Here is a 14,916-nt window from a genome sequence, read left to right as displayed (position 1 = left end):
GCCGCTCGCCCCCGTAGGTTCTCGCGCGGAGAGGGTCAATCACTCACCAGCTCACCCCGGCTCGGACATACAGGTAGCGCCCGTTGAAGCCGAACGGCGAGTAATAGGGGAAGCCGATCACCCCGGTCGAGTTGTTCGCGGGGACGGTGCGATCGGGATAGACGTCGAACAGGTTGCTCACGCCGAGCGCGACCTGGCCGCCGGGCAGCGCCTGATAACGCAGCTCGAGGTCGGTCACGGCGTGACGCCCCGTGCGCACGTCGGCGGCGGGAGTCGTGCCCGGCTGGTTGACGTCGCCGTAGTAGGTCACGCGGGCGAGCGCGCCGAGCTGGTCGAGCGACCAGTCGATCGTGCCCGTCACCTTCTCGCCGGGCGTACCCTGCTCGACCGTCAGCACGCGGCTGCGCGCGAACAACGTCGGCGCCGGATCGAGCACCGCGGTCGAGGTCGGCACGTCGGTCACCTCCACCTTGTTGACGTTGCCCGCCACGGTGAGATCGAACGCGCCCGCCCGCTCGGTGCGCAGGCGGTAATGCGCGACCGCGTCGATCCCCTTGGTGGTCGAGCGCACACCGTTGATGAAGAAGCGAGCCGCGGTCACGCCATAGGGCGACAGCAGCGAAGCGACCGCGGGACTGAACGAGGCGTTGATGTTCTCGGAGAGCGCGAGCTGGTCGCGCAGCTTGATGTAATAGCCGTCGACCGAGAGATCGAAGCCGCCGAAGCGGATCACCGTACCCGCCGAGAAGTTGGTCGACTTCTCCGGGTCGAGCGCGACACCGCCGAGCGCGGCGCCGAGCCCGCTGGTCGAGGGCGTCGTCGCGGTGAGGAAGGGAACGCCGTTCTGCACCACCGAGGCGGTGGAGGTGAAATATTGCTGCTGCAGCGACGGCGCGCGGAAGCCGGTCGAGACCGTGCCGCGCAGCGCCAGCCACTCGGCGATGTCGTAGCGCAGCGATGCCTTGCCATTGGCGGTCGAGCCGAAGTCCGAGTAATCCTCGAAGCGCCCGGCGAGACCGAGCAGCAGCGCGTCGGTGAGCTGCGCCTCGACGTCGAGATAGGCGCTGCCGTTGCGGCGCGAGCGCTCGAGCGCGTTGGCCTGGGTCAGCGCCGGGAAGCCCTGCGCGCCCGCCGACACGCCCGATACCGGCTGGCCCGCCGCCTCGCCCGCCTCGATCTTATAGCCCTCGCGCCGGCCCTCGAGCCCGAAGGCGATGTTGAGCGACTGGAACACGTCGAACTTGCGCGTCACGTCGAGCCCGGCGACCCACTGGTCGTAGATCAGCCGCCCGTCGTAGAACGCGGTCGGCGAGGCGTTGCTCGCGGCGAAATTGGCGGTGCCCAGCGTGCGGAACGACAGGCGGTTGCGGCCATAGCTCAGGTTGAGATCGACGTTCCATCCCGCGACTTCGCCGCGCACGCCCAACGCCGAGTTGAGGTCGGTCGACTTGGTGTTGATGATCGGCAGGAATCCGTCGGGATACAGCTCGTTGACGGTGTAGCCGCTGGTTACGCCCGGCAGCCGCGGGAAGGCGGCGCCGCGCACGTCACGGTCCTGATAGCCGACCCAGCCGTAGACGCTCCACCTGTCGGTGAGCGAGGTGCCCGCGTTGGCGAAGAGCGTATATTGCTCGAGCGCCGGATCGCCGAAGCGCCCGGTGAGACGCGTGGGCGAGACGCGCGGGTCGAAGTCGGCGCGGTTGGTGGGCTGGCGGCGGTTATACTCGCCCGAGAGCGTCAGGAAACCGTCGCTGCCGAAGCCGATCCCCTGCCACGCCGAGGCGGTGACGTTGTTCTCGCCGGTGACGTGCCGGCTGCCGCGCGCGGTGTCGACCTGAGTGTCGTAGAAGCCGTAGGTCACGGTCGCGCCGCCGCCCGAGCGCGCCTCGCGCAGCCGCAGGTTGACCACGCCCGCGATCGCGTCCGAGCCATATTGCGCGGCGGCACCGTCGCGCAGCACCTCGACCCGGTCGAGCGCCGCCACGGGGATGGTGTTGAGATCGACCGCGGACGAGCCGCGCCCGACCGAGCCGTTGGTGTTGAGCTGCGCCGAGGCGTGGCCGCGCACGCCGTTGATCAGCACCAGCGTCTGATCGGGCGAGAGGCCCCGCAGCGTCGCCGGGCGCACGGCGTCGGTAGCGTCGGTCGCGGCGGCGCGCGGGAAGTTGACCGAAGGTGCGACAGCGGCGAGCGCCGCGGCCACCTCGGTGGTGCCCTGGCGCTGGAGGCTCGCGCCGCTCAGCACGTCGACCGGCGCGGGGCTGTCGAGTCGGGTACGCCCCGCGGCGCGCGTGCCGGTCACGACGATGTCGTCGCTCTCCGCGGGCAGCGCGGCGCTGTCCTGCGTCGGCGCGGCCTGCGCCTCGGTCGCGGGCTGCGCCTGCGGCAGCTCGCCCTGCGGCTGCAGCTGCTGCGCGAGCGCGGCGGGCGCGACCATGGTCAGCGCGCTGGTGACGAGGAGGCTGGCGGCGAGGCGATGCATGGCGAGGATCCCTGTTCTACCGCGCCCGCACGTTGGCGCGCGGCGCGTTGGTTGGGATCGCTTTACGCCGGTTCGGCGCGCCGCGGCTCAAATCTGCATTGTGAACGGCCAAGCATTTCTACCGAAGATCCACCAGGCCGATGTGGATTGCGGCGCGAGCGGACGGGGACGGGCGCGGCGCCCGTCCCCGTGAGGCTCAGTGCTTCACCTCGCGCCAGACGTTCTGGTACGCGCCCCAGGTCAGGTAGATGAAGATCATCAGGAAGATCACCGCCGCCAGCCCGGCGGCGTGGCGCGCCTCGAGGTTGGGCTCGGCGGTCCAGGTGAGGAAGGCCGCCACGTCGCGCGCCATCTGGTCGCGCGTCGCCTTGGTGCCGTCCGAATAGGTCACCTGCCCGTCCGACGTCAGCGGCGGCGGCATCGCGATGTTGAGGTTCGCGAAATACGGGTTGTAGTGCAGCCCCTCGGGCGTCTTGGCGTCGGGGAACTTCTTGAGCAGCTCGGCCGGCTGGTCGCGGTAGCCCGTGATCAGCGCGTGCACATAGTTGCTGCCGTCCTCGCGCGCCTTGGTCATGAGCGAGAGATCGGGCGGCAGCGCGTTCGCGTTGGCGGCGCGCGCCGCGACCTCGTTCGCGAACGGCGACGGGAAGTGATCCGACGGCAGGTTCTTGCGCGTCGCCGCCTCACCCGTCTCCGGGTTCACGCTGGGCTGCTCGATCACCCACTGGTTGGCGATCGCCTTCACCTCGGCCTCGGAATAGCCGATCTTCTGCAGGTCGCGGAACGCGACATACTTCAGCGAGTGGCAGGCCGCGCAGACCTCCTTGTACACCTGGAAGCCGCGCTGCACCTGCTGGCGGTCGAACTTGCCGAACCAGCCGGCGGACGACAGCTTGATGTCCTCCGGATGCAGGTGGAACTCATGCTCGGCGGTGTGCGGCGCCGGATTCTGGATCGCGTCCTTCGCGGTGAAGAACAGCGCCAGTGCGAGCACGAAGACGAACCCCGCACCGATCACCAGTGAAATGAGACGAACCATTGCCTGTCAGATCCCCTCTTCGTCTCGTTCTCAACCCGCCAGCGCGGTCTTGGTGGGCGCGGTGCCGCCGTGCTTCGCCAGCACCGCCTCGGTGATCGAGTTGGGCAGCGGCCGCGGCCGCTCCGCCGCCGACACCAGCGGCAGGATGATCAGGAAGTGCGCGAAATAATAAGCCGCGGCGATCTGCCCCATCATCACGTTGCGCGCGGTCGCCTCGGCGCCGCCGACATAGCCGAGCACCAGCACGTCGACCACCAGCACGATCAGGAACCAGCGGTAGGTCGGCCGGTAGTTGGCCGAGCGCACCGGCGAGCTGTCCAGCCAGGGCAGGAAGAACAGCAGCAGGATCGAGCCGAACATCGCCAGAACGCCCCACAGCTTCGCCGGCAGGATGAAGTCGGCGGTGAAGCTCTTCAGGATCGCGTAGAACGGCAGGAAATACCATTCGGGCACGATGTGCGCCGGCGTCGAGAGCGGGTTCGCCTCGATGTAATTGTCCGGATGTCCCAGCAGGTTGGGCGAGAAGAACACGAAGGTGGCGAAGATCAGGAAGAAGACCGCCACGCCCACGCCGTCCTTGGCGGTGTAATAAGGGTGGAACGGCACCGTGTCCTGCTCGCCCTTCACGTCCACGCCGGTCGGGTTGTTCGAGCCCGGGATATGCAGCGCCCAGATGTGCAGGATGATCACGCCCGCGATCACGAACGGCAGCAGATAGTGGAGCGAGAAGAAGCGGTTCAGCGCGGCGTTGTCGGGCGCGAATCCGCCCAGCAGCCAGATGCGGATGGTGTCGCCCACCAGCGGGATCGCCGAGAAGAAGCCGGTGATCACCTGCGCGCCCCAGAAGCTCATCTGCCCCCAGGGGAGCACATAGCCCATGAAGGCGGTGGCCATCATCAGCAGGAAGATGACCACGCCGAGCAGCCACACCATCTCGCGCGGCGCCTTGTACGAGCCGTAATACAGCCCGCGACCGATATGGATGTACACCACGGCGAGGAACATCGACGCGCCGTTGGCGTGCGCGTAGCGCAGGAACCAGCCCGCGTTGACGTCGCGCATGATGCTCTCGACCGAGCCGAACGCGACCGTGCCGTTGGCGGCGTAATGCATCGCCAGCACCACGCCGGTGACGATCTGGATCACCAGCGCCGCCCCGGCGAGCACGCCGAAGTTCCAGAAATAGTTGAGGTTGCGCGGCACCGGATAGCCCGCACCGATGGCATTGTAGGCGAGACGCGGCAACGGCAGCTTCTCGTCCAGCCAGCGCATCAGCGGCTGCTTCGGCTCATAATGCTTGGCCCAGGGAAAGCTCATCTCTCGTTCTCCCTCAGCCGACCGTCACGACGGTGTCGGACGTGAAATTGTAATCGGGCACGTGCAGGTTCTGCGGCGCCGGTCCCTGGCGGATGCGGCCGGCGGTGTCATAGGCCGAGCCGTGGCACGGGCAGAAATAGCCGCCGAACGGGCCCTTGTTCTCGCCCTCGCCCGCGCCCAGCGGCACGCAGCCGAGATGGGTGCAGACGCCCAGCGTGATCAGCCAGTTTTCCTTGCCCGGCTTGGTGCGCTCGGCGAGCGTCTGCGGGTCGCGCAGCGAGCCGACGTCGACCGCATTGGCCTCGCCGATCTCCTTGGGCGTCAGATTGCGCACGAACAACGGCTGCTTGCGGAACGACGCCTTGATCGCCTGACCCGGCGCGATCTTCGAGATGTCGATCTCGGTGGTCGACAGCGCGAGCACGTCCGCGGACGGGTTCATCTGGTTGATCAGCGGCAGCACGATCGCGACCGCGCCGACGCCCGCGAAGGACACGGCGGCGATGTTGATGAAGTCGCGGCGGCGCGGGTCGTGGGCAGTCTCGTGATAGGGCGCGGGGTCCTCGCCCGGCGGAATATTGTTCTCGACCGTCGCCATTCGCGTCAAACCTCTACCCGTTTCATTCTCCCGCCGGGTCGATCCGATGCCGTCGCGACATGCCGCCTCCCCGCGCGACCTGCCCGTCCCCGAGGCGGTCTGGCGGGGTGATAGCCGCGGGCCCCGCGCTTTGCCAATCCCATTTTGCGGTCGCGCAACAACCTGCGTAGAGCGGCGGCGATGCGGATCGCGCTGTTCCAACCCGATATCGCCGGCAATGTCGGCACGCTGCTGCGGCTCGGCGCCTGCCTCGACGTCGCGGTCGACCTGATCGAGCCGATGGGCTTCCCGTTCGGCGAGCGCGGGCTGGCGCGCGCCGCGATGGACTATGCCGCGCACGTTGAAGTGAAACGCCACGCCGACTGGGACGCTTTCCTCGCCACGGTCGCCGGCCGCGTCGTGCTCGCCACCACCGCGGGCGCGGTGCCGCTGCCGCAGGCGCGCTTCGCCGCGGACGACGTGCTGCTGCTCGGCAGCGAGGGCGCGGGAGTGCCGGCGCACGTCCACGATCGCGTCGACCTGCGCGTGCGCGTGCCGATGCGCGCCGGGCTGCGCTCGCTCAACGTCGCGGTCGCGGGCGCGCTGATCCTCGGCGAGGCGCTGCGCCAGACCGGCGGGTGGGACAGATTGACCGATTGACCCGGGCCCTCCCCGCGGGCGAGAGCACATCTCCATGATATTGGACGAACAGCAGACCGCCGCCCGGACCTGGTTCGAGCAGCTGCGCGACCTGATCTGCGCCGAGTTCGAGGCGATCGAGCGCGAGGCCGGCTCCGACGCGCGCTTCGACTATCTCGCCTGGGACCGCGCCGATCCCAGCGGCGCGCCCGGCGGCGGCGGGGTGCGCGGCGTGATGAAGGGTGGCGTGTTCGAGAAGGTCGGAGTCAACGTCTCCACCGTCGGCGGCACGTTCGAGGGCGATTTCGCGCGGACGATCCACGGCGCGAGTGACGACCCGCGCTTCTTCGCCACCGGGATCAGCCTGGTCGCGCACATGGCCAACCCGCACGTCCCCGCGGTGCACATGAACACGCGCTTCCTCGCCACCACCAAGCGTTGGTTCGGCGGCGGCGCCGATCTCAACCCGCCGCTGCCGGTCGCGGAGGACACCGAGGATTTCCACGCCACGCTGCGCGATGCCTGCGACCGCCACGATCCGGCGCACTACCCGCGCTTCAAGCAATGGGCGGACGAGTATTTCTACATCCCGCACCGCGGCGTGCACCGCGGCGTCGGCGGCATCTTCTACGACCACCTCGAGCGCGATTTCGCCGCCGATCTCGCCTTCACCCAGGATGTCGGCCGCGCCTTCCTCGACGCGTACCCGCGGATCGTGCGGCGCCGAATGCACCTGCCCTTCACCGACGCGGACGTGGCGCAGCAGCGCGAATGGCGCGGGCGCTACGCCGAGTTCAACCTCGTCTACGATCGCGGGACCCTGTTCGGGCTGAAGACCGGCGGCAACGTCGACGCGATCCTGATGAGCCTGCCGCCGGTGGCGACATGGGGCTGACCCACCTTCCCGCCGACCAGATCGCCGCGGTCGTGACCTCGCTGGAGATGCGCCGTCGTCCGCCGCTCCGTCCGATACCCGACTCGCCGCTGCGGCTGGTGCGCTGGGCACGGCCGGAGCCGGAGAAATATCGCGCGCTGTTCCGCCGCGTCGGCGCGCGCTGGCTGTGGTTCTCGCGGCTCGTCATGGACGATGCCGCGCTCACCGCGATCATCCACGACACGCAGGTGCAGGTGTTCGCCGCGCTCGACCGGGCCGGCGTCGAGGTCGGCATGGTCGAGCTCGACTTCCGCTCGGCCGGAACCTGCGAGGTCGGCTATTTCGCGCTGGTGCCCGAGCTGACCGGGCAGGGCCACGGCCGCTGGCTGATGGCGGAGACGCTCGCGCGCGCCTGGGTGGCGGGGGTCAACCGCGTGTGGCTCCACACCTGCACGCTCGACCATCCCTCGGCGCTGGGCTTCTACCGCGCGCAGGGCTTCACCCCGGTGCGTCGCACGATCGAGACCTTCACCGACCCGCGCGTGACCGGCGCGCTGCCCGCCGACGTCGCGCCTCAGCTGCCCCTGCTCGCCCCGACGCGGTAGACCACCACGCCCATCAGCAGCACCGCGATGGCATAGGCCGCGGGCACCGCGGCGAGCAGCGCGTCCACCAGCGCGAGCAGCACCGGGTCGCCGCTGCCGGGCGCGCGCAGCGCCTCGTCCGCGCTCAGCAGCGGCGACACGACGACCCATTGCGCCAGGAACAGCGTGACGAGCGCGCCCGTGATCGCCCAGTCCTGCCCCTTCGTCAGCCTCCAGCTCAGCCGCAGCGCCGGCCCCGCGCGCAGCGCCGGGTGCCGCGCCAGGGCGGGCACCGCCGCGATCAGTCGCGCCTGGACGTAGAGCCCGGGCAGGACGAGCAGCCACAGGCCGAGTCCGACCGGCACCGCCACCGCCACGCTCACCAGCACGAACGACCACAGCCGCGCCAGCGCCTGACCCAGCGCCTGCCCCACCGTCAGCCGGTCGGGATCGAGCAGCAGCAGCGCGATCGCCGCCACGCCGTACGCGGCGAGCAGGTCCGCGAGCACGTAGAACAAGGCGTTGCCCTGCCCCCACTCACTCACCGCGGCGAGCCAGGCGCGCATCATCAGCTCGTCGCGCGGCGCGGGCGGCAACGGCGGCAGCGGGTCGCACAACAGCAGCGCGGCGAAGGCGGGCAGGAAGACGAACAGCGCGGCGAGCCGCAGCACCAGCGCGCGGTCGCGCCGGAACAGCCGCCACGCGACCGAGAGCAGGCCGGCGAAGGTCAGGCTCATGCGAACGGCGCCGCCTCGTCGCGCTCGCGCGCGGCGGCGTAATATTGCGCGTAGAAGGCGTTCTGCACCACCGTGGCGCCCGCGCTGACGATCGCCAGCGCCACCGAAGTGCCGAACAGCACCGCAGCGTCGCTGTCGAGCAGCAGCCGCAGCACGACGCCGACGACCGAGCGCACCGCGACGCTGAGCACCGTCACCAGCACGGCGTAGAGGATCAGCACCGCGATCAGCCGCGCCGCGGCACCGCGCGTCAGCGCGAAGGCGCGGCGGATCGCGCCGAGTCCGAGGCGCTCGTTGACCACCACCGCGAACAGCGGCGCGAGCCGCGCGCCCAGCCACAGCAGCAGCGCGGCAGCGACGAGGATCAGCCCGGCCGAGAGCGCGAGCGGACCGGCCGCGGCGCGCTGCATCTCCACCATGCCCGTCGCGGTGACGGTCGCGCCCGCCGCGATCAGCGCGAGCGTGCCCGGCACGAAGGTGAGCGACAGCGCGATGACCAGCACCAGCGTGACGCCGACCGCGGCGGGAAGCCGGTTCGCGGCGAGCCGATAGGCCGCGCCGCGATCGACGCGCGGGTCGCTCGCCACCGCGGTGATCGCGAGCATGCCGAACAGCATCAGCACAGCCGAGACCAGGCTGGCCAGCAGCCGCGCCGCCTGGACGTCACCGACGAAGCTCGTCACCGCCGCGCTCAACACCGTGGGCAGGAACAGCGTGGCGAAGGCGATGCCGGCGAGGATCGCGGCGCGCCCGCGCAGCACGTCGACCGTGCGCTCCCACACCGTGGCCATCCTGATCATCGCGTCGTCCCCTTCCCGCGCCGGCCTAGCGATCCGCCGACGGCTTGCCAACCGCGCCGAGGGAGCACATCTGGCCAGGATGCAGCAGCGCGCGACGATGATCGAGGACGTGGAGTGGCGCGTGTCGCCGGGGCTCACCGACTATGCCGCCGCGCTGCAGGCGATGGAGGCGCGCGCCGCCGCGATCGCCGCGGGCGAGGCGCGCGAGCTGGTGTGGCTGCTCGAGCACCCGCCGGTCTACACCGCGGGCACCAGCGCCGACCCGCGCGAACTGGTCGACCCGCGCTTCCCCGTCGTGCCGGCGGGGCGCGGAGGGCGCTACACCTATCACGGCCCGGGTCAGCGCGTCGGCTACCTCATGCTCGATCTCAATCGGCGCGGCCGCGACGTGCGGTGCTTCGTCCACGCGCTGGAGGGCTGGCTGATCGCGGCGCTGGCCGAGCTGGACATCGCGGCGTTTCGCGCGCCCGGCCGGATCGGCATCTGGACGCGCGACCGCGCCGGCGCCGAGGCCAAGATCGGCGCGATCGGCATCCGCGTGCGCCGCTGGGTGACGCTGCACGGCTTCTCGGTCAATCTCGCGCCCGACCTCGCGCATTTCGGCGGCATCGTGCCGTGCGGTCTCGCCGACTATCCGGTCACCAGCGCCGCTGCGCTCGGTTCACCGCACGAATTTGCAACTTTCGACGCAGCGTTGACGTTGACCGCCGACGCCTTTCTGCAAAGCCTGACTTGCGTCGGTGAAAACGAGGCTTGAGAGGGCGGTCATCTGCGATTAATGTCTACGCCGGTTTGGGATAAAAAACGGCCGGGTGGTCGCCAAATCCACAGTCTAGGGAGCAAATTCATGCGTGCAGTCATCACCAAGATCCTCGGCGGTTCGGCGCTCGCGGCAGCCGCTCTCGCCGTCTCGGCGTGCGGTTCGAAGACCGAGACCAGCGAGAACACCATGATCACCGACATGAACGCCACCGAGGGCATGGACACCATGACCGACAACATGACCGCCGTTGACGGCGCGATGAACGGCGGCATGATGGCGAATGACACCATGGGCAACGACATGATGATGTCGAACATGTCGAACGCGATGTAATCTGCCGCACACCGGCGATTGTGTTGACGGGGCCGCGCGGGAAACCGGGCGGCCTCTTCTTTTGTCTTCCGAAGGCGCATGTCGTTACGCGAGGTCAACAAGCAACCTCGTGGCGGCGACGCCACACGCCGGAATGAATTATTTGCGCGACAGAATGTTCTTGGGCCATTTACCCAGTCTGACGTAAAAGGACGGCGCGGCCGTAGCCGTGACGAGGAGTGTTGGGGAATGCTGAAGGTGGGGATCGTCGGAGCCTGGGTGGCGCTGGCGGCTGGGGTGCTGGCGACGACGCCGGCTTCTGCGCAATTCTTCTTCAAATCGAAGGATTTGCGCGGCGAACCGATCATCGGGAACGAGGACGGCATGGGGCATCCGCTGCCCGGCGCCACGCCCGCGGAACTGCGCGCCGGCGTGGTGTGGAACATGCGCGCCGCGCTCAACGTCGCCGCGCTGCAATGCCAGTTCGAGCCGACGCTGCTGACGGTCCAGAATTACAACGCGATCCTGGCCGACCATCGCGTCGAGCTGCAGAATTCGTTCGACACGCTGGGCAAATATTTCACCCGGATCGCCAAGACCAAGAAGGATGGTCAGACCGCACTCGACCAGTTCGGTACGCGCACCTATTCGGGCTTCGCCACGGTCGCGGCGCAATTCAACTTCTGCGCCACCGCGGCCAGCATCGGCCGCGACGCGCTCTACGCGCCGCGCGGCGGCTTCGGTGACGTCGCGATGGCGCGCATGCGCGAGCTGCGCAGCAGCCTCAAGCCGTACGGCGAGCAGCAATTCCCCTCGCTCCAGGTGTTGCCCGCGACGCTGCCGCGCTTCGATGAGGCGTGCTGGAAGAAGGGGCTGTTCGTCGAGCAGAAGTGCGGCGCGCCGCTGACCCCGGTGGTCTACGCCGCGCGCTGATCCACGAGGGCGCCGGCGCGGCGCCCTCCCCTTCCGCACGGTCCGCTCGGAAGGCCAGGTCCAGGCGCAGCTTCTCAACGAGCGGACGATCCATCGCAGGCGAGGCGCTGGCGTGCTCCTGCACAAGCAGGAGCCAAGAGCCACGAGCGCCTTTCCCGCGGCCCTGAACTCCGGCGTTCGCCGGAGCACGCTTCGGTGTCGACGGATCGGACCTTGGGAGCGCCTGCCACCGTCGCGCCGGGAATGACACCGGCGCCGACTTTGTTGACGGCGCGGCTGCCATCCGCCGACACCCGGCGTCTTAGCTGGCGTCGCCGCACCTCGATCGCGATGTCAGCGGCGGCCGGGAAGCCGAACTCGTCGCTTCAGCAAGAAAACTATGCAAGAGATGCTGCCTGACGCCGGCAAGTGCCGGCTGACCAACACTGCAGGCAAATGGGCGTAACAACCTAACGCGTAAAGGTTTTTCCGGCGGCCCCCACTTGCTGGTGACGTTCCCATCCGGAAAGGCCGGCGTGTCCACCGGCATCGGCAGCGATCATGTCATCTGGGGCACGCCCCAGACGGGCTACAAGGCGAACGCGCTGAGCTTTCAGTCGAATACACCCCTCTACGCGCTGCTCGGCGAGCAGTCCAAGGTCGGCTCGATCTCCTATTATAATGGCACGATCCTCGACGGCACCGAGCTGACCGGGCTGATGCTCAACCTCGGGCTCAACTTCGCCAACCCCGCGATCGGCTTGTTGGCGAAGAGTTTCGCGCTCGGGCTGTACAGCACGCCCAACACCGGCAGCGCGGACGCGAACGCCGATTATGTCTATCTGCCCTCGCTGCAGAGCAGCAACAATTTCGTGGTCGACGGGCAAGCGTATCAGTTCGAGCTGCGCGGTTTCGACAATGTCCGCGGCGACGGCTACCTCAACTCCTCGGTGAGCGAGTTCCACGTCCGCGAGGGCTAGAGCGCGACCGCCGACGTGTTCGGCGTGCTCAGTGCCGTGCCCGAGCCCGGCACCTGGGCGATGATGCTGATCGGCTTCGCGATGATCGGCGTCGCGATGCGCTCGCGCCGGCGCGACATGCCGGCGGCCTTGGTCTGATCGACGATTAGCGGCGCGCGGGTCGTCGGGTTGCACCGAGGACCCGCGTTCCGCGCTGTCAGCGCAGCCCCAGCAGCTTGTGCGTCTGGAGCGACAAGCGCCAGCGCGGACGCGCCATCACCAGCGCCATCGCCGCCGCGACGTTCGCCTCCCCCGCGGCGTCGTCGAGCGGCTGGAGCAGGAAGTGGCGGAAAGCCCAGCCCTCCACCGTGTCCAGGTTGGTGCCGGGCTGCGGCCAGACGAGCTTCAGCTCGTCGCCCGAGCGCTGCACCGTCTCGCTACCGGCTTTGGGGCTGATGCACACCCAGTCGATCCCGGGATGGACCGGCAGCGTGCCGTTGCTCTCGATCGCGATCTCGAACCCGGCTGCGTGGAGCGCGTCGACGAGGGCATCGTCGACCTGGAGCATCGGCTCGCCCCCGGTCAGCACCACGAAGCGACGCTCACGCTCCGGCCCCCAAAAGCCCGCCGCTGCCGCGACCAGCGCCGCGGCATCGGCGAAGCGCCCACCGCCCGCGCCGTCGACACCGACGAAATCGGTGTCGCAGAAGCGGCACACCGCGGTCGCACGGTCCTGCTCGCGCCCGCTCCACAGATTGCAGCCGGCGAAGCGCACGAACACCGCGCGCCGCCCCGCCTGCACGCCCTCACCCTGGAGCGTCAGGAACATCTCCTTGACCGCGTAGCTCATCTCAATCGACCGGCGGGGTCACCGCATAGCCGGTCGGGTCGGGCACGCCGGACTCGACGAAGCCTTTGTGACGCAGGCGGCAGCTGTCGCAGCGCCCGCAGTGCAGCCCGCCCGGCGCGGGATCGTAGCATGACCAGCTCATCCCCATGTCGAGCCCGAGCCGCGCGCCCTCGCGCACGATATCGGCCTTGGTCATGTGCTGGAGCGGCGCCTGGAAGCGGAACGGCTGGCCCTCGACGCCCGCCTTGGTGGCGAGCTCGGCGAGCCGCTCGTACGCCGCGATGAACTCGGGGCGGCAGTCGGGATAACCGGAGTAATCGAGCGCGTTGACGCCGAGATAGATGTCGCGGGCACCCGCCGCCTCGGCCCAGCCGAGCGCCAGGCTGAGGAAGATCGTGTTGCGCGCAGGCACGTAGGTGACCGGGATGGAGCCATCGACGCCGTCCTTGGGAACGTCGATGTCGCGATCGGTCAGCGCCGAACCGCCGAAGGCCGAGAGGTCGATCGGCAGCACGACGTGGCGCGTCGCGCCGAGCGCGTGCGCGATGCGGCGCGCGGCGGCGAGCTCGACCTGGTGGCGCTGGTTATAGTCGATCGAGAGCGCGAGCAGCGGGTGCCCCGCCTCGCGCGCGAGCGCGGCGGACACCAGCGAGTCGAGCCCGCCCGAGACGAGCGCGACGGCGGGGGTCAAATGGGTCATGATGCGGCGCCAGCTAGGCCTTCGCGCGCACGAGCGCAAGAAAAAGGGCCGCCCGAGGGCGGCCCGTGAGGAGCTTGAGCGGTCAAGCTAGGGAGAGAGCGTGCCGCATGAACAGCACGAGGTCGCTTATGGGGGAAGAAGGTTAAGATCAGGATAACGGTGTGAGCTGCCTGAAGTCGCGGATCGCGACGTGCGTGGCAGCGCTTCGAGACGAGGCTTCGACAGGCTCAGCCTCTCCTCAGCACGAGAACGGGGTGAAAAAGGAGATGCCGTTCGTGCTGAGGAGGCACTGAGCTTGTCGAAGGGCCGTCTCGAAGCATGCCCCGCTCCACAAGGCTCACGCACGCCGCACCCCCCTCACCCCACCAGTTCGTCCGCGCGCACCGGGAAGCTGGTCGAGCAGAAGGCGCAGTCGACCGCGATCACGCCGCTCTCGTCCGCCATCGCCAGCCGCTCCTCGAGTGGGAAGCGCGCCAGCACCGAGCGGATATAGTCGACGTCGCAGCGGCACCCCTTCACCAGCGCCTGGCCCGCGAGCACGCGCACCTCGGCCTCCTCGTTGAACAGCCGCCACACCAAGGTCTCGAGCGGCACGGCCGGGTCGGCGAGTTCGTCCTCCCCCATCGTCCGGCCGAGCGCCTCGACATGCTCCCACTCGGGATGATCGAGCTTGGTATGGAGCCGCTCGCGGCCTTCCTCGCCCTCGGGCAGGTGCTGGAGCAGCAGACCGCCCGCGACGCAGCGCCCGTCCGCGCTCTTGCGCAGGCCGACGCGCACCAGCGTCGGGATCTGCTCCGACTGGTAGAAATAGCTCTGTGCCGCCTCGCTCAGCGTGTCGCCGTCGAGCGGGACGATTCCCTGGTAGCGCTCGCCGGTGGTGGCGAGATCGAAAGTGATCGCGAGATACCCCTTGCCGAACAGCGCGAACAGTGACGGCTCCGCGGGTGCCTGCGCCAGCCGCTCGGCGTCATACTGGATATAGCCGCGCACCTCGCCGCCGCGATAGTCGCACACCAGCAAGGTGACGACCCCGGCCTCGGTCTGCGTCTGCATGGTGAGCTGGCCCTGCGGGTCCTTGAGCGTGCTGCCGATCAGCGCGGTGAGCGTCAGCGCCTCGGCGAGCAGCTTCTCGATCGCGGGCGGATAGGCGTGCGCGGCGAGGATGGTGTCGAGCGTCGGCCCGAGCCGCACCACGCGCCCGCGCGCGTGCTGCGCGGGGATGGTGAAGCCGAGCGCGCGGTCGAGGTCGGGGGCGTTGGTATCGGTCAAGGCTGCCTCGTGCTGGCGAACGGTGGGACCGGCTCACCACCCTCCCGCGTCGCCCCGGACGTGTTCCGGGGTCCATCGTTCCGCGAACGCTGCGGCCGGTCG

At 69.2% G+C, this 14,916-nt stretch carries 15 protein-coding genes and 1 pseudogene; 7 read left to right on the top strand and 9 right to left on the bottom strand.

Annotated features, from left to right (window positions below; translation table 11 throughout):
- Positions 1-43 precede the first annotated feature (43 nt).
- The 4 genes from FHY02_RS00400 to petA all read right to left on the bottom strand — a co-directional run bounded on the left by FHY02_RS00400 (position 44) and on the right by petA (position 5,436).
- Complete coding sequence (locus FHY02_RS00400) at positions 44-2,482, bottom strand: TonB-dependent siderophore receptor (RefSeq protein WP_183919465.1); 2,439 nt, start codon at positions 2,480-2,482, stop codon at positions 44-46.
- Between the two features lie 196 nt (positions 2,483-2,678).
- Complete coding sequence (locus FHY02_RS00395; RefSeq protein ID WP_183919463.1) at positions 2,679-3,521, bottom strand: cytochrome c1; 843 nt, start codon at positions 3,519-3,521, stop codon at positions 2,679-2,681.
- A gap of 30 nt (positions 3,522-3,551) precedes the next feature.
- The gene (locus tag FHY02_RS00390; protein ID WP_183919461.1) at positions 3,552-4,838 is read right to left on the bottom strand and encodes a cytochrome b N-terminal domain-containing protein; all 1,287 of its coding nucleotides are present in this window, start codon (positions 4,836-4,838) and stop codon (positions 3,552-3,554) included.
- 13 nt (positions 4,839-4,851) lie between these two features.
- A complete protein-coding gene (petA, locus tag FHY02_RS00385) occupies positions 4,852-5,436 on the bottom strand; it encodes a ubiquinol-cytochrome c reductase iron-sulfur subunit (RefSeq protein ID WP_183919459.1) in 585 nt (194 codons plus the stop codon).
- Between the two features lie 180 nt (positions 5,437-5,616).
- On the opposite strand from petA, the gene FHY02_RS00380 reads away from it, so the two are divergent.
- From FHY02_RS00380 to FHY02_RS00370, 3 genes are read left to right on the top strand one after another with little or no spacing between them, the layout of a single operon-like run.
- On the top strand, positions 5,617-6,075 hold the full coding sequence (locus tag FHY02_RS00380) for a tRNA (cytidine(34)-2'-O)-methyltransferase (RefSeq protein ID WP_183919457.1): 459 nt from the start codon (positions 5,617-5,619) through the stop codon (positions 6,073-6,075).
- Between the two features lie 34 nt (positions 6,076-6,109).
- Positions 6,110-6,949: an oxygen-dependent coproporphyrinogen oxidase gene (hemF, locus tag FHY02_RS00375; protein ID WP_183919455.1), complete on the top strand. Its 840-nt coding sequence runs from the start codon at positions 6,110-6,112 to the stop codon at positions 6,947-6,949.
- Positions 6,940-7,533 carry a GNAT family N-acetyltransferase gene (locus tag FHY02_RS00370; protein WP_183919453.1) on the top strand — a complete coding sequence of 198 codons (594 nt, stop codon included), beginning with the start codon at positions 6,940-6,942 and terminating at the stop codon, positions 7,531-7,533. Before hemF ends, FHY02_RS00370 begins: the two co-directional genes overlap by 10 nt.
- Here FHY02_RS00370 and FHY02_RS00365 read toward each other — a convergent pair.
- Both FHY02_RS00365 and FHY02_RS00360 read right to left on the bottom strand, forming a co-directional pair.
- Complete coding sequence (locus FHY02_RS00365) at positions 7,503-8,249, bottom strand: hypothetical protein (protein WP_183919451.1); 747 nt, start codon at positions 8,247-8,249, stop codon at positions 7,503-7,505. The genes FHY02_RS00370 and FHY02_RS00365 overlap by 31 nt on opposite strands.
- Positions 8,246-9,049 (bottom strand): hypothetical protein, encoded by an 804-nt coding sequence (locus FHY02_RS00360; protein WP_183919449.1) that lies wholly within the window; start codon positions 9,047-9,049, stop codon positions 8,246-8,248. The genes FHY02_RS00365 and FHY02_RS00360 overlap by 4 nt, the downstream gene beginning before the upstream one ends.
- Positions 9,050-9,128: 79 nt before the next feature.
- On the opposite strand from FHY02_RS00360, the gene lipB reads away from it, so the two are divergent.
- From lipB to FHY02_RS00340, 4 genes and pseudogenes are all read left to right on the top strand, one after another.
- The gene (lipB, locus tag FHY02_RS00355) at positions 9,129-9,806 is read left to right on the top strand and encodes a lipoyl(octanoyl) transferase LipB (RefSeq protein ID WP_183919447.1); all 678 of its coding nucleotides are present in this window, start codon (positions 9,129-9,131) and stop codon (positions 9,804-9,806) included.
- Between the two features lie 90 nt (positions 9,807-9,896).
- Positions 9,897-10,145, top strand: a complete 249-nt coding sequence (locus FHY02_RS00350; RefSeq protein WP_132909422.1) for a hypothetical protein — start codon at positions 9,897-9,899, stop codon at positions 10,143-10,145.
- Between the two features lie 228 nt (positions 10,146-10,373).
- Positions 10,374-11,057 carry a hypothetical protein gene (locus FHY02_RS00345; RefSeq protein ID WP_183919445.1) on the top strand — a complete coding sequence of 228 codons (684 nt, stop codon included), beginning with the start codon at positions 10,374-10,376 and terminating at the stop codon, positions 11,055-11,057.
- A gap of 482 nt (positions 11,058-11,539) precedes the next feature.
- A pseudogene (locus FHY02_RS00340) lies at positions 11,540-12,154 on the top strand (choice-of-anchor K domain-containing protein).
- Positions 12,155-12,212: 58 nt separating this feature from the next.
- Here the strand turns inward: FHY02_RS00340 and queE are convergent.
- The 3 genes from queE to FHY02_RS00320 form a co-directional block, all read right to left on the bottom strand.
- Positions 12,213-12,845 carry a 7-carboxy-7-deazaguanine synthase gene (gene queE / locus FHY02_RS00330; protein ID WP_183919439.1) on the bottom strand — a complete coding sequence of 211 codons (633 nt, stop codon included), beginning with the start codon at positions 12,843-12,845 and terminating at the stop codon, positions 12,213-12,215.
- 1 nt (position 12,846) lies between these two features.
- Positions 12,847-13,545: a 7-cyano-7-deazaguanine synthase QueC gene (queC, locus tag FHY02_RS00325; protein ID WP_183919437.1), complete on the bottom strand. Its 699-nt coding sequence runs from the start codon at positions 13,543-13,545 to the stop codon at positions 12,847-12,849.
- Positions 13,546-13,902: 357 nt separating this feature from the next.
- Complete coding sequence (locus FHY02_RS00320; protein WP_183919435.1) at positions 13,903-14,814, bottom strand: Hsp33 family molecular chaperone HslO; 912 nt, start codon at positions 14,812-14,814, stop codon at positions 13,903-13,905.
- Between the last annotated feature and the right edge of the window lie 102 nt (positions 14,815-14,916).

This window comes from Sphingomonas sp. BK069 (genome assembly GCF_014193405.1).
GTDB lineage: Bacteria > Pseudomonadota > Alphaproteobacteria > Sphingomonadales > Sphingomonadaceae > Sphingomonas.
Note: the sequence above shows the minus strand (reverse complement) of the source record. Positions and strands in the feature narration are given on the sequence as shown.